The organism is Chryseobacterium cucumeris (genome assembly GCF_001593385.1).
GTDB lineage: Bacteria > Bacteroidota > Bacteroidia > Flavobacteriales > Weeksellaceae > Chryseobacterium > Chryseobacterium cucumeris.
In genome coordinates this window covers 1-25,559 of the sequence record NZ_LUVZ01000007.1, presented here as the reverse complement: position 1 = coordinate 25,559, position 25,559 = coordinate 1, and the positions used below count along the sequence as shown (strand labels likewise).

The window sequence follows — 25,559 nt, the reverse complement described above, 5'->3', positions numbered from 1 at the left end:
TATTCAGAGACAACTTGTCGTTTGAATGCCTCACTGTATTCTTGGACAGGGGACGATGTTTTTTTTAGATTCATAAGGGTGACTAATTTTATGGTTTTTTAGTCAACCTTTTTCAGGACGAGACAATGTGCAGAAAAAGCCTTAGTAAATTGTTAAGGTTTTTCTTGTCTGCTTAATAGCAGATTCTCAATTTACCCCATGGAATGTGAATTTCTCTGAAAAGTTTTTATATATTTAGCGACCGAATAATTCATTCAATGAGCAACGAAAATAAAACAGGACAAAACGAGACTTTAGTTAGAGGATTAACAAATCGACATATACAATTAATTGCCCTTGGTGGTGCCATAGGAACAGGGTTGTTTCTGGGAATTGGACCCGCTGCGGTACTGGCAGGACCCTCTGTAATCTTAGGCTATGCTTTGGCAGGAATTATTGCCTTTTTTATTATGCGTCAGCTGGGTGAAATGGTGGTTCAGGAACCTGTTTCGGGAAGTTTTAGCTACTTCGCCTACAAATATTGGGGGAATTTCCCAGGATTTGCTTCCGGCTGGAATTACTGGATTCTCTATATTCTGGTAAGTATGGCGGAACTTACCGCTATCGGACATTATATTCATTTTTGGTGGCCGGAAATACCACTCTGGGTTTCCAGTTTATTCTTCTTTATAGTCATTAATGCACTTAACCTGGCTTCTGTAAAGGTTTACGGAGAAACAGAATTCTGGTTTTCCATTATCAAGGTAGTTGCTATTATTGCCATGATTATTTTCGGAGTCTATCTTTTGATAAGTGGTACAGGAGGAGAAAAAGCGACAATTACCAATCTGTGGAATGACGGAGGTTTTTTTCCAAAAGGATTATTTAACAAAACAGAAAACGGATATTCAGGACTATTTGCAGCCATGGCAATGATCATGTTCTCATTCGGAGGCCTTGAGCTTATCGGAATAACAGCTGCAGAAGCAAAAAATCCGGAGAAAACGATTCCACAGGCAACCAACCAGGTAATCTACAGAATCCTTATTTTCTATGTAGGAGCTTTGGTTATTCTATTTTCATTAAGTCCCTGGAGAGATATTACGGAAGGATCAAGCCCTTTTGTAATGGTATTTCAAAATCTGAATGGTCTTGAATTCAGCCTTTTTGGTAAAGTCATTCAGTTCAATACATTGATCGCAAATGTGCTTAACCTGATTGTTTTAACAGCTGCTTTATCAGTGTACAACAGTAGTGTTTACAGTAACAGTAGAATGCTTTTCGGATTGGCTCAGCAGGGAAATGCTCCAAAATTTCTCAAAAAACTGAATAAAAACTCAGTGCCTACCAATGCAATCATTATATCTTCATGCTTTGCAGGGATCTGTATTATCATCAATAAATTAGTTCCGGAAAAAGCTTTTGAATATCTGATGGCTTTAGTAGTATCCACACTGATCATCAACTGGCTGATGATATGCTACACCCATTTAAAGTTTAAAAAATCAATTAATGCAGAAGGAATTCAATCAAAATTCCCGTCTATATTTTACCCAATATCCAACTATATCTGTATTGCATTCTTAATCCTGATCTTAGGATTGATGAGCATTACAGGAATGGAGATTCAGGTGATTCTGATTCCTATATGGATTGGATTTTTGTTCGTGATGTACAAATTGTACAAACCGAAGTAACAATATTAAAACATATTTCAACATGTTTTGGAAAGGTGAAAATCAAATGGTTTTCACCTTTTTTGTTTCTTCATAGGATAGATGCTTCAGATTTTCGCTTATTTTTCGTATATTAGTAAGAGGTTATATTTCAAATTAAGGTGAGAATTACAATCTGTTTGCAATACCTGCGGAGAAGCCGAAAACCGTTATAAAAAAGTAGGCATTATCAAAAAAGACACCTATGGCCAATTTATTTCAAACCCTTACCAATACCGTAAAACATTGGTATATTCCATTAATCTTTGGAATTCTTTTCCTTATCTGTGGTTTTTACGTATTCAGCGTACCACTGGCAACGTATGTTACACTTTCCATTTTTTTCAGTGTTTCCTTTTTATTTTCAGGAATTACAGAGATATTCTTTTCTTTACAAAACAGTAAATCCCTGCAGGGCTGGGGCTGGTTTCTTGTGAGTGGATTATTAACCACTGCAATAGGAATTTATCTTATCGCAAATCCTCAGATTTCCATGGCGGTACTTCCGTTTGTAATCGGATTTACCTTGCTGTTCCGTTCTTTTCAGCTATTAGGTTTTGCCTTTGACCTGAAAAGTATGAGAATAATGAGCTGGGGAAATGTTGCCCTTGCCAGTGTCGGAGGAATTATCTTTTCTCTACTGCTGATATTTAATCCGGTATTTACAGGATTCTCACTGGTTACCCTTACCGGTGTTGCTTTTATCTTCATGGGAATTGCTTCTATTATGCTGGCCTTAGATTTAAGAAAAGTCAAAAAGATTCCGGGGAAAATAAGTCAGGAATTGAGAGACAGGATCAAATCTATACAGGAAGAAATTGATGAGCTAAAAAAATAAAGAATAGCAGTATTTTAAATATAGAAGACCTTGAAAAAGGTCTTTTTTGTTTACTATTTTAAAAGAGTGATTAAATAATTATAATTATATCCGCCTGAATTTTATTACGACAAGTCCTGTCGTTTTGTACCAATATCTTTGTATACAAGTGATAAAATTCATGTTAATGATTATTAATATAGTTTTAATGTATGTTAGTAAATGTTAAATTTGCATCTGAAAACTCAAATCGTGAAGAGAAAAATTAATTCCCAAAGTACCTTTTTCGTTGCCATAGAACGTACTGTTTAAAGAGGATATTGCCAACAAAAATATTTTAAAGAAAACAATTTCATGAAATTTATGAAACATAAAAATATGTTTTAGAATTTCGGAGGTTACTATCGTGAATTTAAAAGACTCTTTTATCATCAATCTAAATCAATAATAAAAATCTAAAAAAGATATAGTCTATCGGCTCAATTTAAAAAAATTAACTTAAAAAATATGAAAACAAAATTATTATCGATGGCCTTATTGGCTTCATCATTTGTCTTTTCACAGCAGGCACAGACATTTTCTGAAGTTACTATACAAAACTATTCTCCTCTTTTGTATTTAAAAAGGAGTGTTAATGACGGAGGATTTATCCGAGGAATTCAAACCCAGTACCAAAATGGAGGAAATGGCTGGTTTTTTGGAGATTTGTATGGAACCTATTGGGTGGTTTCCAAAGGAGATCATAATGATGCCAAATTTCTTATTAATGAAAACGGAAATGTTGGAATAGGAACAGTTGGCCCTTTAAGTAAACTACATGTTGCGGGAACTATTATGGCAGGAGCAGGTGACTCTGTAACGGGAGTAAATGCATTTTCTATACCATATGCTAATGGCTCAATATGTAACTGGGGATCGCTTCGAAGTACTGGTTCTTCTTATATGAGTTATGGGGTCAAAGCCAGTGGTACAAATGCAGGGTGGCTTTCTAGCAGTGGAGATACCAGCTTTGTAAAAACAGCAATTACGCTTGATGATGGAGGTTTCAGACTGCTTGCCTCGTCTTCTCAGAAAGTAGCAATAGACTCGCCTGTAACGATGCCTGAAATCCTGAAGGTTTCGGCTTCAGGAAATGCTTTATTACAGGGTAAATTTGAAGCTAAAGAAATAAAAGTGACTTTAAGTCCTACTGCTGATTTTGTCTTTGCCGAAAATTATGATCTCCCAAAATTAGAAGATATTGAAAAACATATCAAAGAGAAAAAACACCTTCCTGAAATAGCTTCTGCTAAAGTAATGGAAAAAGAAGGGGTAAATGTTGGTGAATTTCAAATAAAACTTTTACAGAAAATAGAAGAACTTACCCTTTACTCGATCGAACAAAACAAACAACTAAAAGCACTTCAGCAAGAAAATAAAATTTTGAAATCTCAATCAGAAGAAATTCAAGAACTGAAAAAACAGGTTCAAATGCTTTTAAACATGAAAAAATAAAATAATGAAAAGAAAATTACTTTCTATATTTTCTCTGTTAATTGGTTTTTTAGGTTTTTCACAAACTGAAGTTTACTTTAAATATGATGAGGCCGGAAACCAGAGATACAGAGGAACTGATATAGCAGGAAAAAAGGTTGAAGAAACAGCTTTGAATGAAGCTAACCTACAGGAGCAAGCAAGAACAGCCGCTGCAGTTCAACAAATACCTGCTATGGATGAAAAAACATTCTGGAAACAGATAAGACTTTATCCGGTTCCGGTAAATGATTTTTTAACCATTGACTGGACTGAAGAAGTAGATGGGCTTATAGAATCCGTTTCTCTCTACCAGCACAGTACTGTTCATTGGAAATTTCAGCAACAGAATATTCCAGAACTAAATCGTCAAGTTAGAATCAATATGACCGGATATGATTGGGGCGTTTATATTCTCCGTTTCACTTTAAAAGACGGAAGAGTCTTCGGTAGAAATGTTACAAAAAGATAGACTTACAGAAAATTCTCAAAGATAAGAGTACGGAATTATTATTCTGTGCTCAGGATATTATATCTAATTTATTAAAACATTATTATAAACACTAAAATGAAATTTTTTTCATCATTAATACTGTCTTTGTGTTCAGTATTGGTTTTTTCACAAACCATACTGTATCAGACAGAAACGGTATCCCGGACGGTTCAGGATCCACAAACAGTGGTAATGGCTCAGGGATTCCATGCTAAAGCAGGAGTTTCAAATTCCTTTGTGGCAAAAATTGGTCCTGCTACGGAAAACTCTGGAGGTGGTCCTGCTAATTCAAATGCGGGAGAAAGTAATCCAAGTGGAGCAACAGCTCCAGATAAACAGAGTTTTCATGATACAAAAGGAAAAATGGAGGTCAATGGAGGTGGACAGTTACAGTTTACCTTACCTATTGCCTTACCTCCAGGAATAAGAACAGTTGCTCCTCAGATCAACCTGGTTTACACAAGTGGTGCTGGTAATGGGATTGCCGGATACGGATGGAATTTAACGGGTATTACTTCCATTTCCAGAATGGGACGAAACATAGATAAGGATAAGGAAGCAAAAGAAATAATGATGGATTATTCCGATTATTATAGCTTTAATGGGCAAAGATTGATTTTAAAATCTGGTGAATATGGTAAAAACGGAGCAGAATATGTAACCGAAAAATATTCAAATCTTAAAATCAAGTCTTTAGGCTCCAGAAATGGAATTCAGGGGCCAATGCTTTTTCATGTCACATTTGAAGATGGCTCTCAGGCATGGTATGGAGATACAGTACATGACGATCCTGGGCATGCAAGTGCAGGCAGAACCTCTATGGAATACAATATTGTAAAATGGATGGATGTTCAGGGGAATTATATTACTTATGAGTATGAAAAAAATGCCAATATAACATCGCAGACAACTATTGCAGGAGAAGTAAGTAAAATTAAATTAATTAAATGGGGAGGAAATGAAAAATTGAGTAAACCTCATTTTAATGAAATTCAGTTTAACTATAATGTTGAGAGAACTGTAAAAGAACTCTCTTATCATCAGGGGTATTACTATAATCAGGATAAACTTCTTAATGAAATTGTTGTTAAAGCCAACTCAAGTGCTTTTAAAAGTTATAAGATAGAATATACCAATAATAATACAAGTTATCAGTTTGTTGATACTATTACTGAAATTAATGCAAATGGAGAATCTGCAAATCCTATAAAATTTGATAGAAAAGCAGATAGTTCAACAATTAAAAGTTCTGAAATCTCCAATAACTTAAACTTAGATAGTAAAAATATTGCAGACTTTGATGGAGATGGATATTTGGACCTTTTAACTTATCAAACTTCGGCAGACGGTTATTATGAATGTGTGCAATATGATGATTATGGGCATTGTGAGAGGGAAGGAGATTATATACAGCCTACGGTAGCGGGTACCTATATTACCTATAACAACTTCTTTGGGGCAAAAAAGGTAAGGGTTTCTGATATTAATTTAACAGGTGCTTTGGCAATCAATGCAACATTGGTTAATGACAAAATGAGACCTGTAAAATCCTTGTATACTCATAAAGCAGAATCTAATCAGATAAAGTTTGATAAGTATGTATTGGAAAATGAACAATATGTTCTTAATCAGTCCAAAACAGTACCATCATCATTGTATGATAAAAAATATGATTCTCCTAGCGATAATCCTCAATCTGACCGTATAACGATCAGATCTTATGTAAGGGAGTTCAGAGACATAGACGCAAATGGAGACGGGCTTTCAGAGGTGTTGTTTTCAGTAGAAAATATTACTACAATTTATCCATACAATGGTCCGATTGATGATCCTGAAGTAATAGTGGGTGATCCTACTGTACCCATCCACAGACCTGTAGAATCATATAGCAGTTTTGATTATTATATTGTGAATCCAAACACATCACAAAACGATGCGTATTGGGTAGGATCTGGTGTAAGAGATCTTTTGAAAGAAGGAATAGCAATGGACTTTGATGGAGATGGAAAAGAGAATCTTGTTGAGGTTTTGAAAGATTGGGTTAGCAGCAACTCTTTCGTAATTAATGATGCTGGGAAATACGTAATGAAATCAAATTCTGTACTTTACTACGGAGAAAAGACAGGAATGGTTTTTGGAGACTTTAATGGAGATGGAAAAATGGACTTCATGGTTCCTCAAGGGACGGAGACGTCCAATTGGAAATTATATATGAATTCTGGTAAAACACCTGTTTCGGGAAATGATAATCTTTCCTTTACAGTTCAGAATTTTGATAATTTTTCATATTATACTAAAGAGCCTGTACTTGTTGATAAAACTTACAATAGAACAGTAGCTATCTCACATTTTGCTAAAGACTTGAATGGTGATGGTAAAAGTGATTTGATTCGTTTCGAATCACAACTTTTTCAAGCTCATAAATGTTGCAAGGATTTGGACTCAAGAAGAGGATTCAAGGTTCTTGAATCAGCAGGAGTGGATATTAATGGAAATATCAAATTTGAGACAAAATATGATGAAGATCCATGGAGCATGATTTCTCAGATTGGTGCTCATTGGATTCCAATGAATGTTTCACTTCGTATCAATAAAGAAGAGAATATCTTTTTTGTAAAAGTTGAAAATCATTTATTTCGTTATACCTACTATGATATGAAAAACAGAGAGAGAATCTATGCAATTAATCAAGGAGGAATAAAAACCGAAATTGTATATAATGAAATAGATGCCAATGATGCGACTACAGCTAAGTTTTATAAACCAACTACGATTCAGACTTATCCATATGTTCAGGTAGAGCATATGCCTCAAAGCTTTATTGTTACTCAGCTTAAAGAAGAAGGAAGAAAACAGGATTTCAAATACAGAGATCTGATTGTTAACCTTCATGGTAAAGGAGTTATGGGGTACAGGCAAGCTGCCCGTTCTACATGGTATGCAGATGGTTTTGAAAATACAAAAATATGGTCAGGAGCTGAAATAGATCCCTTAAATGAAGGAGTAACTCTTAAAGAATGGTCTATCAAAACCAATGATGAGAATAAGATATTTCCGGCAACTATTTCTGAAAATAATAACGAACTTTTAAATTATAAATCTATAAATTATCAGAAAGATCAACTTTTAAATGGACAGGTAATTACCAATACTGCAGGAGTAGATAAATCAAAGATTGTAACGGCTCTATTGCCAAAATCTACAATCACAAAAGATTTTTTAACCAATACACTTACAGCAGATAGTATTGTTTACGGAGCGTATTATCTTCTCGCGCAAACAATATCTAATGTTAATAATGATTATGCAATAACAACATCCTCCTTTGATTATAATCATAATCCTACAGCTTCTGGTTCTGATTATTTTATTGGCCGATTAAAATCGCAAACCAATACAGTACAGGCGTATGGTGATGTGAAGTCTGCAAAAGTTGAATATTCCTATGATAGTAACTTAACTAAAACTGTGAAAACATGGAATAGAGACAATTCAGGTTATTTATTAGAAACTTATGATTATGATGGATTTGGGAATGTAACAAAAACAGTCACCAGTAATAGTGTAGATGCATTAACACAAACACAAATAGCTAAATATGATCTGAAAGGAAGATTTGTAGTAAAGAAAACAGATAATCTGGGACTTGAAACCAATATTGACTATAATGATTGGGGACAAATAAAACTCCAGACCGATCCTTTAGGGAACACCCTTGAAAATATTTATGACGGTTGGGGTAAACTCTTAAAATCAAAAACAAATTTAGGAGGTACTACAACGTACCAGTATTTAAGAGATATTGATTCTAATATAACTTTGATTCAATACGATGCTGATGGAAATATTTCAAAAAAATATACTAATAAAATAGGTCAGGAATATAAGAAAGCAACCAAAAGCCTTGGACAAGGTAAATATGTTACAGTATATTCTGTATATGATATATTAGGGCGAAAAATCCGCGAGAGTGAACCTTATTTTGAGCAGGCTTCTGAAGAAATACCAGGTGATCTCCAGTGGAATGTTAATACTTATGATGATACGGTTTTCCCTGCTAAAGTAACCACTACAGGATTGGCGAAAATTAGTACCCAAGGGCTTATTACCTCTTTTACAGGGAAAAAAATGGAATCTTCTGTTTCAGGTAATATTACCTCTGTAGTGGAAGTAAACGGCTATGGAAGAACTACCACCAAAACAACTGATGCATTAGGAAATGTTATTTCCACCTCAGATAAGGGCGGAAACATATCTTTTTCATATAATGCTTCAGGTGAACAGGTGAAAGCGCAATATGCAGAGAATATTGTTACTACTAAATATGATAGTTGGGGACGAAAATCAGAGTTTAACGATCCGTCCAATGGATTATATAAATATGAATATAACGGATTTGGCCAGCCAAAGAAAACAATCAGCCCTAAAGGAACAAAAGAGTTTGTTTACAATAATTTAGGCCAACTGATTAGCCAGAAAGAAATTTCAACTGTAGATAATGGTCAGGCCACTGATAAAACAATTACCTATACTTATGATAATAAGGGAAGAGTAATCGCCAAAAACGGAACTTCAAAAGGAAAACCTTATAGCTCAAATATTTCTTTTGACCAGCAGGGAAGAGTACTGTCGTCTTCAGAAAGCAGTAATGGTAAATATTTTATTCAGAAAGGAATTACCTATGATGATAAAGGAAGAGTTATTACTTATGAAAAAAGTCTTTACTCATTAGGTGTATTTACAAAAGTAAACATCGAAAATGTTTATAATGACTGGAATGGAACGTTATCCCAGATAAAAGATAAGAATTCCGGTAAAGTATTATGGGAAATAAAAGATATTAATGCAAGAGGACAGGTTCTTAGTTCCAAACTTGGAGCTGCTAATATTACTAATGCCTATGATGGTAACGGATTTCTAATGAGTGTTAATCATTCATCACAAGTTAAATCCGGGATTTTGGATCTGGGCTACAGTTTTGATGGAGTGAAGAATGAGCTGAAAAGCAGAAGAACTTCAGGAGACTTTAATATTTTAGAATCATTTAATTATGACGATAATAATAGGCTTGTAAGCTGGACAGATCCTGTTACAGGTATTACTCCTCCTAATAGAAACGTTTATGATGCTAAGGGAAGAATAATACAAAATGATCAGGTGGGAACCATAAAATATGAAAACTCATCTAAGATCTATCAGCCTACAGGTATGACCCTGAATGCTGCAGGAACTCAAAACTATAATAACGATCTTATTCAAAGCATTACTTATAATGAGAATAACGATCCTGTCTTTATTGATGGTGAAAAAGGAGATGTGGCTTTCCAGTATGGATTGACAAGCATGAGGCAGAAAGTTACCTATGGTGGAAATTTTGATGCTGATAAAGAAGGGAAATTCACAAAGTTTTATAGTGAAGACGGAAGTTTTGAAATTATAAAAGATAATACATCTGGTAAGGAGAAACATGTTCTTTATATAGGCGGATCTCCATATGAAAGTAATATTGTTTATATAAAGAACTATGAAGAATCTGGAGGTTCATATAAGTTCTTGCACAAGGATTATTTAAGCAGTATCTTAGCTATTAGCGATGAAGCAGGAAATAAACTGGAGCAAAGGCATTTTGATGCGTGGGGTAACTTTACACATCTTCAGATTGGCAGCGGGCAAATTATTACAGATAAAAATAGTATTAACAGCACCGCATTACTATTAGAAAGAGGATATACCAGCCATGAACATTTTGCAGAAGTAGGAATTATTCATATGAATGGAAGATTATATGATCCACTACTAAGAAGATTTTTAAATGCAGATGAAAATATTCCGGATCCTACAAATACTCAGAATTATAATAAATATGGGTATGTGATGAATAATCCTCTCATGTTTAATGATCCAACTGGAGAGGAACCTTTTACATTAGCTGCTATTACTGTAGCTGCTCTTGTAAAAGCTGTAATTATTGGTGCTGCTGTAGGATTAGCTGCTTATACATTAAGTCTGGCAGTAACGGGTAATTTTGACCAGTGGAATTTATTGGGAGCCTTTAAAGCAACCTTTACAGGTGCTGTTTCAGGAGCTGTTACTTTTGGGATAGGAAGTTTGTTTACTGTGGCTGGACAAGCAGCGACAACTTTAACTGCTCTTGGTAATAGTATTAAAGAAGCTGTAGGAGGATTTGGCTTGGCAGTAGTACAGGCGGGTACTCATGCTATATCTCAAGGAATATTGAGTGTAGTACAAGGAGATACTTTCTTAAGTGGGGCAGCAGGAGGCTTCTTTGGTAGCTTAGGAGCTGCCGCTTTTGGAGAGATTGTAAAAACGGGTACCCCTAGAGTAATAGGAACTTTAGTTTTAGGATCTCTTTCAGGAGGTATTGGAGCTGAATTTGCTGGAGGAAACTTCTGGCAAGGTGCAGTGATTGGGGGAGTTGTTGCAGGATTAAATCATTTAGCACATGCTTCATATGGTCCTGGAGATGATCCCAAATCTAAGAATAATGTGAAAAAAAAGGCAGCTACAACAAAGAATATACAGCCGTTAGTGAAAAAAGCTGCACAAGTAGCAACTGTAATTGATGTTGTAGGTGATATGCCAGGAGGTGGAAAACTATTAAAATTGACTGGTAAGTCCGCAGGTAAAGCATTCCCGGTATTAGAAACAACATCAAATGTAATGGAATATTCAAATGGAGATATAAGTGGTCAGCGTTTATCATATAGATCTGTAGGCGTAGGGACCTCGATAGTAGTTGGAGCAGAAGTAGGTTCTATATTTCCTGGATACGGTTCTGCAGCAGGTGCAGTTGTAGGTGGAATATTTGGGACAGCGGAATTACTATACGATCAGTTTAATCAATATGTTAAACCAGTTATGCAACAAAAGGTGAATAATTTTAGTAATCAACTTAAATTTGCGAGATAGTCTAATGATGCAATTTCTTTTTAAAAATAAAATTTCTACATTGGGAACATTTTTAATTGTAGGATCAATTAGTTTAATATTTTATAATATTTATAAGTTTAAAAATATTAGTATAATAACTGATAGCAGTCAAAATGTTTATATTGAGAAAGAGAAACAAAAAGGTGAATTCAAATATGGTGAAACAAATTTAAATGTTTTATACCTGTATATTGAACTGAAATCAATCAGTAAAAGATTTTATATATATGAAAATGTAGGAAATGATAATGACAGTTCTTATTTGAATAATATCAAGGATAATATTTTAAAAGGAACTAAAATAAAAATTTGGGTTGATAACGATGAATTTAAAAATTATAAAGATGTAGAAATACAAAAATTAGAAATAGGAAGTACGATATTTCATAGTTTTTTTAATTATAAATATATTTTTATTGCAATTATTAGTGGTATTATATTATTGATTATTAGTAAAAAATATTCAAATTCCTAGAAGAAAAGGTAAGTTGTCCTACCATGTATTACACATAGACTTTTTTCATCAAATTATATAAGAGTGGAAGAAATTCCACTCTTATTTTTTTTATTTTATAGCTTTTTTGCCTACTGAAAATGAAATTTCAACTTTATAATCTTAATTTAAAAGATAGATTATTAAACTAGAAAACGCTTTCCGATGCGATCTAGTTCAGAAGAGGTGAAAGACGGAACATTTTTCTTTTCAGATCAGTTAAACTTTTTGTTTAACCTCCAGCTTTTGCGATTGATTTAAAAAAACAAAAACCACCCTTAAAAAAGAGTGGTTTGTAGACCCACAGGAACAAATCTCGAACCAATTCGTTGCTGATCTGCAAATTTTATCAGCTTTACAGTTGTAAGAATTTTAGTTTGAATAGAAGAATGGTAATTAGCAATTGTTTAATAGAAATTCTGTCGTATATGGATACTATTCAATGTTACTATGAAATATATAGCAACAAGACACAAGCCAATAAATAAGTTCCAAAAAAGAATATGACGATTTAGAAAACAATTTCAAAAGCATAGAAAATATTAAGCAAATAATCAATCAGACAAAATCAAATGATAAATACTTTTTTTTATAAAGTGTTGATTTATAATTGTTAAATAGGTGTTTTGAAGAGTTGAAATCAAAAGTTATTTCAGAAATTAAAGAACGAAATGATTTACTTTCTCAAAAATTAATTGATGATAAAATTTTAAGTTTTATAAATTCCAATTTCTCTTTAGATATAAATATTCATATTCTCAGATTTCAAAAATTATTTTAGATGGCGAGTTTCGATTTCGGAATTCTATTTCTTCAGGTTTCAGGGATGGAGATACAAAACAAGGTTTTCAAAAATATTCTGACTTAATCATTTGGAAGCAATTATAGATTATTCAAATGAGTTTAGCAAAGACATTGTTTATGTTACGGACGATTTAAAGGAAGATTGGTGGATATTGGATAAAAGTAAAAAACCGTTAAGTCCCATAACTGAACTCACAATAGAACTAGATAGCGCATCAGAACGAAAATTTTGGATGTATCAAACTTTAGAGTTTGTACAAAAATCAAAAGAAATAATTAAATCAAAGATTAAATCTGAATCTATTCAAGATATATTAGCCGTTTCCGAAAAACATTTTTTGTCTTCTAAAATTTCCCATGGAATAAAACTTTCAGCAAGTAGAGAAAAAGAAGAACAGTGGAGAATAAAAAGACTTGAAAAATTTTGCAATGTTTTATTCTAAAACTTTGCCAGAAATAAATATATCAGAACTACATGATTACAAAGGAATATTAACCGAATATTGGTATAAAGAGCCCAACGAAATCGAAAAGAAAACAATTCAGTTGGCATGGGAAAATGAAAATGAGCTAGAAGACAATGCAGAACACGTTATGTAAGAAACTATTGTAAACATGTATTTAATTAAATTAAATTAAATTAAATTTCTTCGATTGAAGTTGAAAATAATCTGATTTTGAATTATTTTTAAAATTTAATCGAGTTAAATTTCATAAGAAAAATTTATAATCTTCACTTTCGTAGTGATCAAAATCTCAAAAAACTATAGAAACCTAATTGCATATTTTATATTTAAAAAATAACTAAAATACCTATGTCAACAGATCAGATATTAACCTGAGTTGGACTAGTTGGAATTGGTGGACTTCTGAAAAGCTTTTTTGATTTTTTAGTGGCAAGTAGAAAACTAAAAAAACGATGCTAAAGAGTCAACAAAAGAAATAAGATATAAAGCAATCATTTTAATGTGTTATACGCTTGTAAATTATGATAAAGAAAAACAACTCTATTAAATTGCCCTGATATAGATTCAATAGATAGGCTTAAAAATGGAATATCGGTAGAGTTTATAAATATGTCACTTTTTGGATCTAATAATGTAATAATGGCAAAGAAGAAATTTATTTTTGAACCAGGCGTAATAGCGTTAAATAATTTAGCAATTGCTATGAGAAAAAACTTATATTGTATTCGTACTAAACTAAACCGTGATCATTTCAAGATAGATCTATAATTATTTATTCAACAAATAATCTCAAAAAACGATTACCTTTGTGAAGATTGTACAAATGTTAGAAAAAAAATATTAAAATATGTTAGAAATAGATATTAAATTCAGTCTAGAAAATACTAGATTATCAGATGAAGCACTAAAATATTGGACCTACAAGGAAGGAGAAGGTAATAAATTTTTCTTAGAAAAAACTAAAGATTTATTGCTGCACCTACAAAAAGGTGATGTTTTTGAGTTTCAAGCTTACTGTAATCATCCAGATAGGGATATTGTTAAGGATTTTGAACATCCTAGATTTCAGTTGATAGAAAAAACAGGTATTGTATCACCTAAAGGAATTTCGAGACTTATTTTCGTTATTAGACCAGCTCAGATTTTATTTTAATCTCACCAGATTTATTAAAAAAAATACCTCCCCCCATAAAAAAAACGAAGAAAGTATAAGAAAAAATAAAATGATAAGTAAACTCTACACTTCAAAAGATGAAATAAACTATACTTTTTTATATAGTTTTCAACAAGAATATTCGGATGACCACAATGGAAATATATTAATTTTTGAAATTTTGGAGAAAGGAAAAGGAATTTCAAGAGCGATAATTTTATATTATCGATTTTTGTTTGGAAGACGTGTTATTTCTGAACGAGGAGGCGACAACTGGCCTGATGCTAGAAATAAAGTTTGGGAAAGAATGAAATCTGACGGAGAAGTTGCTTATTGTGAAACTAAAGATTTTTACTTTACAATATTATAAAATATCCTCTTAGAGAAATTTAGGATTAAACCCTTTATCTAAAAGAAATAATCTCAAAAAACGATAAAATAGTTATTCATATTCTATTAAATAGAATATTTGCATTGCATAAGCTTAGGTTTTTTTTAATTAAATGTGTTAATAATTATTAATGCTAATTAAATTGAATATGACAAAGAAACATAGGATATTGATATGTTAAAGAAGAAACAATTAAAAAGTCTTGATAACATTATCAAAACTTTTTAATTGCTTGCAGTAATAAAATTACACTATAAATTTTATAAAATTTGCCATATGGTGTGAATTCAGCTGGTTGATTTTGAGTGACATGATTACAACCAAAGGATCTGCCTTGTTCCCCAGGCTTCAATTCGAAGTGTTGAGTTTCATAGACATCGTAAATTTCATACCCATTGTTGTATTTCCATTTCTTTAATATAAAGCCTTTTATAACCTTATTAGAATGCATATTTTTATAAAAGATTTCTTTTCCCAAAGTAGCTCCACAACCATACGATATTTCTTTTGAAGGTATGCAGACTCCCCTTTTAAATAGTGTCCACTCGTTTGAACTGTTTCACAAACGACTAATTGTCAATGGTATAAATTAAAGAAAATAAGAAAGTGAAAAATTATAAGAAATTTAATTTTACCGTCCATATTTATGTTATTCATTACAACGTGCATTTGTTTTGAACCATTGACATCCGTTTCCACTTGGAGAATCAATTAATACCCACACCCAACCTTCATGACAAATCTGCTGTCCACAAGGTTCCTTACTACTCATACCTGATTTCTCTAAAATTTCTAATTCTTCTTTGGTAGCAGGAATTCCTTTAAATTCCTCTCCATCAATATTAAACAAATCACCTTCCCAAGTAATTGACAATTCTTTAACTTTTTTCATAATTATAGTTTTAGGTTATGCCTCATTTTTAGGTTTCAGCTATCCTTTTTGTATAAACAAAATATTATACTTTTGCAAAAAAATTGCAATACCACAAAAGTGGTATTTTGATACATAAAATACTAGCAAGGTCTCAAAAAACGATATAATACGAAAAAAGATTGCGTAGTTTGAATGTGTCTTTGAGTATTAATATTTTGAACAGCATTTATGTACGAAGAATATAGCTAACAAGCATTACCTTCAAAAAGGTATAGAGAACTATTAGGTTGAGCAATATGTGTTTTTAATTCAAATAACCAATTTGTTATTGAAAATATCTTAAAAATAAATGATTCTATTTACAATTGGCATGAATTAATAGATAAAACATAAGTAGAATTATCGCAGCCAGTGAAAGAAACTATTACTGCAAATTCAGATACAAGAATTGCTAAATTATTTTCATCCATTATTACTAAAAGAAATCGTTTCATTCATAGTTTTCAAATAAAAGAAAATAACGAACAGGTATTGTGTACCAAGGCTAAAAATAATGAACAATTCAGTATTACCAAAAGATTTTTATTGGAATTTATTGAAGAAAACGGAAAGCTGTCATCATTATTACATAAATTACGGGGTTATTAAATCTCAAAAAACAATCTCCAAAAATGACTTTAGAACATTATAATTACACTCTTGAACTGCTAAATAAACTCATATATGTCTTAACCGTTGCAGAGGAAATGTAAAAAAAAGATTATCGAAAGCTTTAATATGGTGAACTTCTGAGAATAGTTTTCCAGGGGAATTAAGAGAGTTATATAGAGATATTGGCAAGGTAATTACTACAAAGAACCCTGACGAATATCGAAATGCTTAAGAAAGGTCCTTACAAAATTTACATTAAAAAAATGTAGCATGGTTGCAAATAAAATTGTCACTTTACAACTTATGTTAAAACAGTATATCAGAAATTATGAAGATGATTAAAATTAACTCTTTCTCAAAATAGAACGCTAAGCCAAGAATTTATTGAATATGCTGCTGTTCTTGTTAAGGAGTATTAATTAATCTCAAAAAATGATTATCCAAGCGTTCTTAAAATAAAATTAAATATGAAAAAATTGAGAAGTTTAATACTGAGTATAGAATATTTAGCTTTATGTGGTTCTGTTATTCTGATATTTTATTCTAAATGGGAGGTTATGGTAGCAGCTTTAGCCGTGGTTGCGGTCATAATAGCAAATTTCAATTCTCAACGTGTTTCTTGGAAATAAGAAGATGAGTATGAAGTTGATATAGATATTAAGTTTGATCTAAAGATAATTAGAAAAATGGCATTGCTTGTAATTGAAATACAGGAGGTATTAGAGCCTACAATGTTAAGTTTACTATTACACCAAAGCTAAAAGTATTAAACAATCAAATTATAAAAGATGGTAATTTAACTTTTATTGATAAAAAAGAAAGAATCCAATATTACGTAGCTTATACTCCTGATATGTTTGACGAAAATTCAAGAGGCGAAAGACCAAAGGATTATACAGTTTATTTCTCATTTTCGCACACGGAAAATGGAAGTGCAGTAAAAAAGCAGAAAACAATTTCTATGAAACAGTATAAGATGACGGCATCACCTGATTCAGATTTAGAAAACTTTTATATAAAAAAGAGCAATATCTCTGAAAAATCAGACAAGTCGGAAAAAGCAATCCTAAAGAGTTAAGAATTAATTTGCGAAATTATTTGTTCTCTATTAGAAAGTCTCACAAAACGGTACTTTATACTCAATATCACAGATGATGAGAAAGGGAGGATTTTAATTTCATTTATTAGAATAGTTTGTCATTCAAAAAAATTTATGTATAGGATATTTATATAAGATGTCCAGAAAATTTGTAGTGTTTATGGTTGATTGGTAGAAAACAATTTTTTCCATTTCGTAACTGTATTTCGGCTCAATCCAAAATGATTGGCCAGTTGACTATTGTTGTATTTATATTTTTTCTGATAGTCAAGAATTTTTTGAATTGAATGGAAGTTATAGGAACGGTGTCTCTGATTGAATTTTTCTATTTCCTTATCCATTCTCTCAAAGATTCTGTTGTTGAGTTCTATGATATCTATTTCTAATAAATCTGCTTTATTAAGGAGGGGGAGACATTTCTCCATTTTTTCGGGGAATTTTATGTTAATGATATCTATATAAATCTGCTTATAATTGGGGGTACTTTCTTTTGAAATCATGATTTGGGTCTTATAGCTTGAGAGTTCGTTATTATTTAGTGTTTTACATATTATTAAGTAGGGTGGTATTATTAATAATTTTTTTTAGTTTTATACTTTTCAATCCATTTGAATAAAGTGCTTTTGGGAATCCTATAGCGTTCGATTACTTGATTTCTTGTCATCTCTCCAGTATCTATCCGTTCAAGAATAAAGTCTATCATTTCTTTAGTATAAATATTTTTCCGGAACTTTGGCAAAGAAGACTTTGTTGTTATAGTTTTTACTTTTCCTTTAGATGGGGGAGAATATAGAATCAGATGTTGAGAATAGAGTCGAAAAAAATCATATTCCAAAAGTTTGCTCCATTTTAAAAGTATTTCGCAGTCCAAACTTTTGGTTTCATACATTTTTTCAATTTCATCTACGGTGAAATTGAAAAAGTTACAGATACGGGATATTTTTATTCCGTTTTCCGTAACTTTTTCTTTAATCATTTTTCCTATGTAAATCTTTTTAAAATCCATTTTTTATAATTATTACCCATATAAAATGCAGTATATAATGGCTTTTCAGTTAATTTCAAATACGCGCAGATCTTTCTATCTTTATCAAAAAATTATCTTGGTACTTGATTTTACCATTTCATCATTAAAAATATAAGTTCATACCTACAAATAGTGATGCAAAAGCTACAAACCGCTGGGAGAAGAGACTGAGCTATTTTGATTACCTCCCATATTAGTGGTGATGGTTCCTAATGAATTCGTAAAAGTTTTATTAATGACAAGACAATGAATTGTCCATGAACCGTTACTTGCGTTTGTGGTATTCGCTCCTCTATAATCTGCTGATAAACGCCAAGTGCTTCCTTGCTGGAATGTGAATATGTTCTCAGGATCGAAAGTTCCTGAGTTTGAATTGCTAAGTCCTATTCCTGTAGCTGGGTTAAAGCTGTTTCCTACAATAATTAAGTCATACTGTGCACTGTCAATATTTGTATTGAAATTACTTATATAGTCACCATTTACATTATCTAGCTGATAAGTTATACTATTGAACATAAAATTATTCCCACTATTTGAAGAAGCTGTTCTCAGCTCTCCTGTTGTATTATTTCTAACAACAGTTCCGTATCCCAACGCTCCTGAACTTGGTAGTGATGTTCCTAAAACCATATTTCCGGTAGTGTGAAGCTTGGCAGCAGGTGATATAGTTCCGATACCTACATTTCCAGCAGAAGTCACAACGAAATCATTTGACTGCTGTAAGGTAGATGGTATTCCTGTTATCGGATTATCTTTAGCTCCATCGATGTGCAGTAATGTCTGAGGGTTTGGGGTATTAATACCAAACTGTGATTTGGCAGCAAATGAAACTAAAAGGGATATTAAGAGTAAAATGTTTTTTTTCATTTTTATTATAGGTTAAATATATACTAAACCAATTTTTAATTTACAATCCTGCTGGTGTAGCTGCAGAGCCGGTTGAACTTCCTCCAAGGTTGGAAGTAACTGTTCCTAATGAATTCATGAAAGTATTATTAATAACAAGACAATTTATAGTCCAGGAGCCATTTATACCATCAGCAGTACTTCCTCCTTTATAATCGGCAAATAAATGCCAGGTACCACCGCTCTGGTAAGCGTATATGTTTTTAGGAGAAAATGTTCCTGTTACTGAATTTGAAAGTCCACCTCCATTTGCTGTAATAAAACTACTTCCTGTAATGATTAATGTATATTGGGTTGAATTAATATTAGTATTCAGATCATTGATGAAGTCACCACTCACATTATTGATCTGATAAATGACATTATTAAATACATATGTATTTCCACTGGTAGAGGACGCAGTCCTTAATTCTCCCGTTATATTATTTCTTACTATTGTGCTATAACCTGTAGCTCCATTGGTCAGAGCTGCAGTTCCTAATATCATATTACCAGTAGTCTGAAGTTGAGCTGTTGGGGTAATGGTACCAATCCCCACTCTTCCTGTGGAAGTTATAACAACATCGTTGACTTGTTGAGCAATGGATGGTGTTCCTGTTGCGGGATTATCCTTGCCTCCATCAATATGTAGAGTAGCCTGTGGTGACACCGTGTTGATGCCGACCTGGGAAAATGATAAAAATGGCATTAATAAAAAAGCCATGAATGTAATGTTTGTTTTTCTCATAATTTTGTTTTTATAAAGTTTAATGACTAATGATGATAGTTATCCTTTTTGAAAATAGACGATTGCCATGGTTCTATAAAGTTGTTTAGATGATAGTAATTAAAATCACTTTGCCCTTTTTGTACCAACGCTGGTTTTGAAACCTACAAAGCTATAGAACAATAAAAGGGCGTAATGAGTTATATTTATACAGTATTCATAACTATAATTAAATTTGTGTTTTTGGATATCAAAGGAAGATTACAATGATTAAGATTATTTTTAAAAATGTTTTCTTACAGTTATGTTGGAAACAGTAGCTGTAGACAATGTGCTTGAATTATCTGCTCTCATTCTGTATTGGATTTGAATTTGATCCCCAGCAGTTAGGTTACCCATCCAATACAATGGCATATCTCCTTGTGCACCTCCAGCCCCTGTACCATAATATGAAATGGCCAATACTGTAGTGGTTGTATTGTTAAAAATCCGGGCTCCAAATGCTTTTGAATTACCATTAGTACTTGATAAACGTAGCGAAATGTCTCCGAAGAATGAATAGAGTCCTGTTGCTGGCACAGTAAATGTTCCTCCATTATGGATATTTCCTATGTCCACATTTTCTGTCGTAAAATTCATTGTAGTCCAGGCTGAATAGTTAGGCATTGTATAGGCTGCATTAATCACCACCGGGCTTCCAGCAAATAGAACCTTGGTCAGATTATTATTGTTTATTTCTGTATGGACATCAGCGGTCTCTCCAATGCTTTCCCATTGGGTCCCTGACCAGATATAAAATGTATCCTGAAATACATTATTGGGAGAGGTACCACTGTTTAAAAGATTATACACCAGAGTGCCCTGTTCCGGCGAGTTTGTTGAGGATGTTACAGAAATTGTAGTGATATCATCAGTTCCCAGTAATTGGACTCTTGGAATTAGTAATCCTTTATTGGTACTATATACATCCAGTATTGCACTGGTGTCAGGATTGTTTAATCCTATGCCTACCTGAGACTTTATCGATATGCTGCAAGAAATAAACAGCAGGTATAATATATAGATAATTTGTTTTTTCATAATTACTGGTATTTATAAATATTGATTGTTCCCGATTCAATTCTGTAATTATTTGCAGTGTAGAGATATTTAAAAGTCATAAGATCACTTAGAGTCATATTTTGGGTACTGATTACTGTGGTGTACATCCTGTTGTTGATTACATTATCCCGTCCAAAAGCGCTTACAAGTGAAGATGAACCTTTGAATATTTCTTGAATTGTAGTTCCTCCGTTATTTCCTATATTTGACATTTCGGTAATAAACTCAAGCATATATATTCCTGTGGACGGAACTTTATACTGGCTTGTGGAACTATTCCATCCGACATACTTATCAAAGATAATTTCCGAAGGGGTAAGGGTAAGGGTGGTAGAGCTTCCACCTCCGGCAGATCCTATAGGGATGGTTGCTTTTTGACCGACAGCAGCACTGAAGATTAACAAAGGAATATTTTCAGTTGCGATAATATCATCAGTCGACGTTGCATTGGCTTGATGGTGATATTTACTATCACTTCCCCAATAGGTTATCCCTTTTATGATATCATTTGCAGTATTTGAATTAGTATTATAAAACATTACCCCTGTTGCCGGAGAAGCAATGGGGCTTGCTGCATCAGCATTATCTGTCACAGATAGATTTGGAACCCTTAGTGCTTTATTATTTGAATCAAGTTTTAAAATGGCTGATTGTGAAACATTGGATGATCCTATCACCATCTGGGCATTATTCATAATGGCCATTAATCCCAGAAATAAGATGAGAAGTTTTGATTTCATAAGATTGATTTAATTATTTGATATTTTGGAAATGGAAACATTAGGGTTTGTAATCTGATATGCGGTATTAGATGACTGTACCCTGAATGTGATGAGGTCATTGGCTGCCAGTTTTACACTGCAGGTACTTGATACCCCCCCGAACTGATATCGTTTATCTGTTCCATAGCTGCATATATTGGCTCCGTTTTTTTGTACATAAACCATAGCTCCGCCGTTAGTATCTCCCGTTACGTTTCTTAAATCTACATTAAAGGAAATTACGTAGCCACCTGAGGTTTGTACTCGGTATCCGGTATAAGCTGGGGATGAACCCTGAACACCGGTCGGAGAATCCTTGTATAAGGTATTAAAGGTGAGGTTTGTAATTGTACCAGCAGCAATACTTCCTGATGCTGCCATATTACTTGCGGCAAAGACAGGTGTTATAAATGGAATTTTGGCAACTTCAGTTTTAACCTCCTGTTTCGACCACATTTTCTCCCATATCGTTCCATTGTATGTATACAAACCTTTAGTAACGGAATTATTCCCTGTTCCGGCTGCGGCTTTGTTGTAAACAATAAATCCTGTTTTAGGATTGGCAACGGTAGTTATATCTACAGTAGAAGTGAGTGCAACGAGTGGAAGTTGAATCCCTTTATTGGCAGCAGTTATATCCAGGGCTGCGGATGGGTCCGGGTTTGTAGTCCCAATGCCAACTCCTCCTTGCTGTGCACTAATACTGAGGCTATTAATAGCCAAGATTAAAATAAGTTTTTTTTTCATAATCCTATTTTTATAAAAGATTGATTTTGTTACATATGTGCCATTCACATATAAAAATTAAGCCCCTTTCTTTCTCATCACCTGTGTAGTGTGATAGTGGCATATTTGAGGGAAACCAGAAGGGGCTTAAATATTATAATTAAATCACTTTTTTGGGAAATTTTATAAATTGTATGTTATTAATACGTTTTCATTATTTCTAAAAATTGGCGGGCAGAAGTTTTAGAGCAACGCGCCCGCCACAGTAAAAACTTATAAATAATATTTATTAAGTGAATGAAGCGTGTTGGTAAGTGTGTATGTATTTAGCTAATACTGTCCCTAATAAGCTTATACTTTTTTTTCATCCAAATGAGATTTGGAATGGAGACATTCATTTCAGTTTGAGCAGGATCTCCCGAGCAGAGCCGGGAATTTAATAATAAAAATTTTTTCATTTTTTAGGTTGTTGTGTTAATTTCATGTGTGTTTATATGAAGTAGTCCTGTTTAGACTTTTTTTCGTGATATTTATCTATATATGAGATTATTCATAAATAAATAATCATTGTAATTAATTTATGCTGGTTGTTTTTTTATAATATATAATTTTAACAAAACCCATTCTTAAACAAGTTAAAATATTAACAAGCAAAAAGTTAATTTTGCTTGTCTAATAAAATATTTATTATATATTTGTAAGTGAAAGGTAGTCTAAACAGGACTATTTTTGATTTATATTAGCTGGAAATTAACTTAATATTTCTAGCAATGACTTTTAAATTTTTCATTTCTGATTGTGGATTGGCTAAAGAAATTATTCATTTAAAAATTGAAAATCAATCGGGTCAATCGCTCTTCAGTTTCAAAACTCCGCTGAGAATCTGCAAGGAAGACTGGGACAGTAAAAAACAACGACCAAGTAATATTTACCTTAAGCGTTATAAAAAGATTAATGCTAAGTTGGATGCTCTGAAAATACGGTTAACAGAGTGTATTGAAGAAGACCGGTCAAAGGGAAAACTCTCTTCCCAAAGATATCTTTTCAAAGAAATAAAGAACCTCTGCAGTAAAGAGAAAGAGGTTTGTCCAAAAGATTCACTGCTTTATTTTATCAATATGTATATTTCTTCAAAAAAAGAATACATTTGCCAGTCTACCTACAAAAGATATAAAGTTTTTTTTAACCTTATTGAGAGGTTTGAAGGTTTTACGGCCAGGAGACTTTATGTCAATACGATCGATGGAGATTTTATCAGAAGATTTATTTCTTTTGGAAAGGAAGAATCTTACAGCGATAACACTATATACAGAACCATTCATTTTGTAAAAACAATTTTAAACTTCGCTGAAAGAAAAGGTATAAGAACAGCTGTTAGGGAATTTGATATAAGACGAGAAAGACAAAATAGGATAGTTATAAATCTTAGTGAGAACGAAGTGATGAAAATAGTAAAAATGAAAGTTCCCGAAGAACTGCAAGCTGCTAAAGATTGGTTGCTTATTAGTTGCTATACAGGTCAGAGAATTTCTGACTTTATGAAATTCAATTCCGATCTGTTGAAAAAAGTTAATGACAGGGTTTGTATTTCTTTTATCCAGCAAAAAACAAAGAAGGAAATCTTGTTGCCCACACATCCTGTCGTTTTAGAAATTATTAGACGATACAAAAATAATTTTCCTCAAAAGCTTTCTGCTAAGAAATATAATAACCATATTAAACAAATTGGAAGAATTGCTCAGCTCACTGAGCCAGTAAATGCAGTAAAACGTATAGGGCACAGGGTAAAGAAATTAATAGTTGAAAAATGGGAAGTAATTACAAGTCATATCGGGAGAAGAAGTTTTGCAACTAACTTTTATGGCAAAATTCCTACTCCTTTATTGATGCAGGCAACCGGACATACTACAGAGCAGATGTTTCTTAAATATATTAATCCTGTAGACGAAAGCCATATCATTAGTTTGGGTAATTATTTTGACAAAACTTATAAAGAAAGTTATTTCGCAGGTATGGCTGCTAGCTAAATAAATAGCTGAGATTAATAATTTTTTTGGATTAATATCTCAAGCAATCGGAGCGGAGTTTTACTTACAAACGTCTGGAAATGTTTTTATTTATTATTAGTTTTTAAAAAGATTATTCTTTATTCAGGTGTACGTTCAAATTCAGAGTAAAAAATATAACTCCAAAGGAAGCTTAATGTAGGGAAGCCATATATTTTTTTGTATTTCTATGTAGAATTATATTATCAGCCAATACTGAATCTAGATCTTATCGCTTTTTCACAAATCTTCATTTTCTGTCTATTTAAGATTGCATAATCATCATAATGTAATTCGATTATAGTAATAAATTTTGATATTTAAGAATTTTGAAAAGGGATGGTGGAAGTATTATTTTTAAAGAATAAGTAGCAACATTCATTCATGTAGTCCCTTAACTATAATATATGGTACAAGATGCTAAAAGGAGAATTGAAGTTTTACTGGTGAAAATTATGCTAAAGATCTTTGGGGATACCTTTTTAGAAGGGAATAAAAGAAATTTAATAGTGAGTGTGGAATGTGGGAAGGGTGTTGTATCTGATTCATGTGGTTAGAGTGTGCCTTCTTTTATCAACAGAGAGGTTAACAAATTAGCAGATTCAGGTGAGGGTTGGGCGGTGAGAATTTTGCTGGTGATTAAAGACGTGACTGAAGGGCAGAGAAGGATATTAAAAGGAGGGAAACTGCATATTGAAAACTTGATATTAAATATTTTACTTTGCCTAAAAAATGAGCTTGGTATTAATTGTGCTATAAATTGTAATAGCCACGACTTGATCTGACAGTTAGGGTTAAAAATAATTGTCAGTTATCCAATATTTTCCTTACTTCCAAAAGTAAGGATTTTTTGTTCCTCTGCAAGAGTTTCCAATAATTTCTCTTTTG

18 protein-coding genes and 1 pseudogene are annotated in these 25,559 nt (G+C 32.6%); 11 read left to right on the top strand and 8 right to left on the bottom strand.

Annotated features, from left to right (window positions below; genetic code table 11):
* Window positions 1–257: 257 nt before the first annotated feature.
* The 10 genes and pseudogenes from A1704_RS08685 to A1704_RS24285 all read left to right on the top strand — a co-directional run bounded on the left by A1704_RS08685 (window position 258) and on the right by A1704_RS24285 (window position 14,754).
* Window positions 258–1,676, top strand: coding sequence for an amino acid permease (locus A1704_RS08685; RefSeq protein ID WP_034696101.1), 1,419 nt, complete (start codon window positions 258–260; stop codon window positions 1,674–1,676).
* A gap of 223 nt (window positions 1,677–1,899) precedes the next feature.
* Window positions 1,900–2,532, top strand: a complete 633-nt coding sequence (locus tag A1704_RS08680) for an HdeD family acid-resistance protein (protein WP_062672539.1) — start codon at window positions 1,900–1,902, stop codon at window positions 2,530–2,532.
* 486 nt (window positions 2,533–3,018) lie between these two features.
* Window positions 3,019–4,005, top strand: a complete 987-nt coding sequence (locus A1704_RS24805) for a hypothetical protein (RefSeq protein WP_062672535.1) — start codon at window positions 3,019–3,021, stop codon at window positions 4,003–4,005.
* Between the two features lie 4 nt (window positions 4,006–4,009).
* The gene (locus A1704_RS08665; protein WP_062672533.1) at window positions 4,010–4,495 is read left to right on the top strand and encodes a hypothetical protein; all 486 of its coding nucleotides are present in this window, start codon (window positions 4,010–4,012) and stop codon (window positions 4,493–4,495) included.
* Window positions 4,496–4,591: 96 nt separating this feature from the next.
* Complete coding sequence (locus A1704_RS08660) at window positions 4,592–11,446, top strand: RHS repeat-associated core domain-containing protein (protein WP_082798742.1); 6,855 nt, start codon at window positions 4,592–4,594, stop codon at window positions 11,444–11,446.
* A 40-nt stretch (window positions 11,447–11,486) separates the two neighbouring features.
* A complete protein-coding gene (locus tag A1704_RS08655; protein WP_147367614.1) occupies window positions 11,487–11,942 on the top strand; it encodes a hypothetical protein in 456 nt (151 codons plus the stop codon).
* Window positions 11,943–12,722: 780 nt separating this feature from the next.
* Window positions 12,723–13,207 (top strand): annotated as a pseudogene (locus A1704_RS08650) (PIN-like domain-containing protein).
* Window positions 13,194–13,364, top strand: coding sequence for a hypothetical protein (locus A1704_RS24290; protein ID WP_162268223.1), 171 nt, complete (start codon window positions 13,194–13,196; stop codon window positions 13,362–13,364). The pseudogene A1704_RS08650 and the gene A1704_RS24290 overlap by 14 nt, the downstream one beginning before the upstream one ends.
* Window positions 13,365–14,078: 714 nt before the next feature.
* Entirely contained in the window at window positions 14,079–14,384 is a 306-nt protein-coding gene (locus tag A1704_RS08645) for a hypothetical protein (protein WP_062672524.1), read from the top strand.
* A 70-nt stretch (window positions 14,385–14,454) separates the two neighbouring features.
* Window positions 14,455–14,754, top strand: a complete 300-nt coding sequence (locus A1704_RS24285) for a hypothetical protein (RefSeq protein ID WP_131797492.1) — start codon at window positions 14,455–14,457, stop codon at window positions 14,752–14,754.
* Between the two features lie 670 nt (window positions 14,755–15,424).
* Here the strand turns inward: A1704_RS24285 and A1704_RS08630 are convergent.
* The 8 genes from A1704_RS08630 to A1704_RS08585 all read right to left on the bottom strand — a co-directional run bounded on the left by A1704_RS08630 (window position 15,425) and on the right by A1704_RS08585 (window position 22,647).
* Window positions 15,425–15,667, bottom strand: a complete 243-nt coding sequence (locus tag A1704_RS08630; RefSeq protein ID WP_062672518.1) for a hypothetical protein — start codon at window positions 15,665–15,667, stop codon at window positions 15,425–15,427.
* A gap of 1,890 nt (window positions 15,668–17,557) precedes the next feature.
* The gene (locus A1704_RS08615) at window positions 17,558–17,899 is read right to left on the bottom strand and encodes a transposase (RefSeq protein ID WP_062672514.1); all 342 of its coding nucleotides are present in this window, start codon (window positions 17,897–17,899) and stop codon (window positions 17,558–17,560) included.
* A gap of 71 nt (window positions 17,900–17,970) precedes the next feature.
* Entirely contained in the window at window positions 17,971–18,405 is a 435-nt protein-coding gene (locus A1704_RS08610) for a hypothetical protein (RefSeq protein ID WP_062672512.1), read from the bottom strand.
* Between the two features lie 165 nt (window positions 18,406–18,570).
* Window positions 18,571–19,293 (bottom strand): hypothetical protein, encoded by a 723-nt coding sequence (locus A1704_RS08605; RefSeq protein ID WP_062672510.1) that lies wholly within the window; start codon window positions 19,291–19,293, stop codon window positions 18,571–18,573.
* A gap of 40 nt (window positions 19,294–19,333) precedes the next feature.
* Window positions 19,334–20,059 carry a hypothetical protein gene (locus A1704_RS08600; protein ID WP_062672508.1) on the bottom strand — a complete coding sequence of 242 codons (726 nt, stop codon included), beginning with the start codon at window positions 20,057–20,059 and terminating at the stop codon, window positions 19,334–19,336.
* Between the two features lie 261 nt (window positions 20,060–20,320).
* Window positions 20,321–21,118 carry a hypothetical protein gene (locus tag A1704_RS08595; protein ID WP_062672505.1) on the bottom strand — a complete coding sequence of 266 codons (798 nt, stop codon included), beginning with the start codon at window positions 21,116–21,118 and terminating at the stop codon, window positions 20,321–20,323.
* Window positions 21,119–21,120: 2 nt separating this feature from the next.
* Window positions 21,121–21,879, bottom strand: a complete 759-nt coding sequence (locus tag A1704_RS08590; protein ID WP_062672503.1) for a hypothetical protein — start codon at window positions 21,877–21,879, stop codon at window positions 21,121–21,123.
* Between the two features lie 9 nt (window positions 21,880–21,888).
* Window positions 21,889–22,647, bottom strand: a complete 759-nt coding sequence (locus tag A1704_RS08585) for a hypothetical protein (protein WP_062672501.1) — start codon at window positions 22,645–22,647, stop codon at window positions 21,889–21,891.
* Between the two features lie 749 nt (window positions 22,648–23,396).
* On the opposite strand from A1704_RS08585, the gene A1704_RS08580 reads away from it, so the two are divergent.
* A complete protein-coding gene (locus A1704_RS08580; RefSeq protein WP_062672499.1) occupies window positions 23,397–24,653 on the top strand; it encodes a phage integrase SAM-like domain-containing protein in 1,257 nt (418 codons plus the stop codon).
* Window positions 24,654–25,559 lie beyond the last annotated feature (906 nt).

Coding starts and splice junctions, on each gene's coding strand:
- A1704_RS08685 (WP_034696101.1), top strand. CDS start 258: ATGAGCAACGAAAATAAAACAGGACAAAACGAGACTTTAGTTAGAGGA.
- A1704_RS08680 (WP_062672539.1), top strand. CDS start 1,900: ATGGCCAATTTATTTCAAACCCTTACCAATACCGTAAAACATTGGTAT.
- A1704_RS24805 (WP_062672535.1), top strand. CDS start 3,019: ATGAAAACAAAATTATTATCGATGGCCTTATTGGCTTCATCATTTGTC.
- A1704_RS08665 (WP_062672533.1), top strand. CDS start 4,010: ATGAAAAGAAAATTACTTTCTATATTTTCTCTGTTAATTGGTTTTTTA.
- A1704_RS08660 (WP_082798742.1), top strand. CDS start 4,592: ATGAAATTTTTTTCATCATTAATACTGTCTTTGTGTTCAGTATTGGTT.
- A1704_RS24290 (WP_162268223.1), top strand. CDS start 13,194: ATGTTTTATTCTAAAACTTTGCCAGAAATAAATATATCAGAACTACAT.
- A1704_RS08645 (WP_062672524.1), top strand. CDS start 14,079: ATGTTAGAAATAGATATTAAATTCAGTCTAGAAAATACTAGATTATCA.
- A1704_RS24285 (WP_131797492.1), top strand. CDS start 14,455: ATGATAAGTAAACTCTACACTTCAAAAGATGAAATAAACTATACTTTT.
- A1704_RS08630 (WP_062672518.1), bottom strand. CDS start 15,667: ATGAAAAAAGTTAAAGAATTGTCAATTACTTGGGAAGGTGATTTGTTT.
- A1704_RS08615 (WP_062672514.1), bottom strand. CDS start 17,899: ATGATTTCAAAAGAAAGTACCCCCAATTATAAGCAGATTTATATAGAT.
- A1704_RS08610 (WP_062672512.1), bottom strand. CDS start 18,405: ATGGATTTTAAAAAGATTTACATAGGAAAAATGATTAAAGAAAAAGTT.
- A1704_RS08605 (WP_062672510.1), bottom strand. CDS start 19,293: ATGAAAAAAAACATTTTACTCTTAATATCCCTTTTAGTTTCATTTGCT.
- A1704_RS08600 (WP_062672508.1), bottom strand. CDS start 20,059: ATGAGAAAAACAAACATTACATTCATGGCTTTTTTATTAATGCCATTT.
- A1704_RS08595 (WP_062672505.1), bottom strand. CDS start 21,118: ATGAAAAAACAAATTATCTATATATTATACCTGCTGTTTATTTCTTGC.
- A1704_RS08590 (WP_062672503.1), bottom strand. CDS start 21,879: ATGAAATCAAAACTTCTCATCTTATTTCTGGGATTAATGGCCATTATG.
- A1704_RS08585 (WP_062672501.1), bottom strand. CDS start 22,647: ATGAAAAAAAAACTTATTTTAATCTTGGCTATTAATAGCCTCAGTATT.
- A1704_RS08580 (WP_062672499.1), top strand. CDS start 23,397: ATGACTTTTAAATTTTTCATTTCTGATTGTGGATTGGCTAAAGAAATT.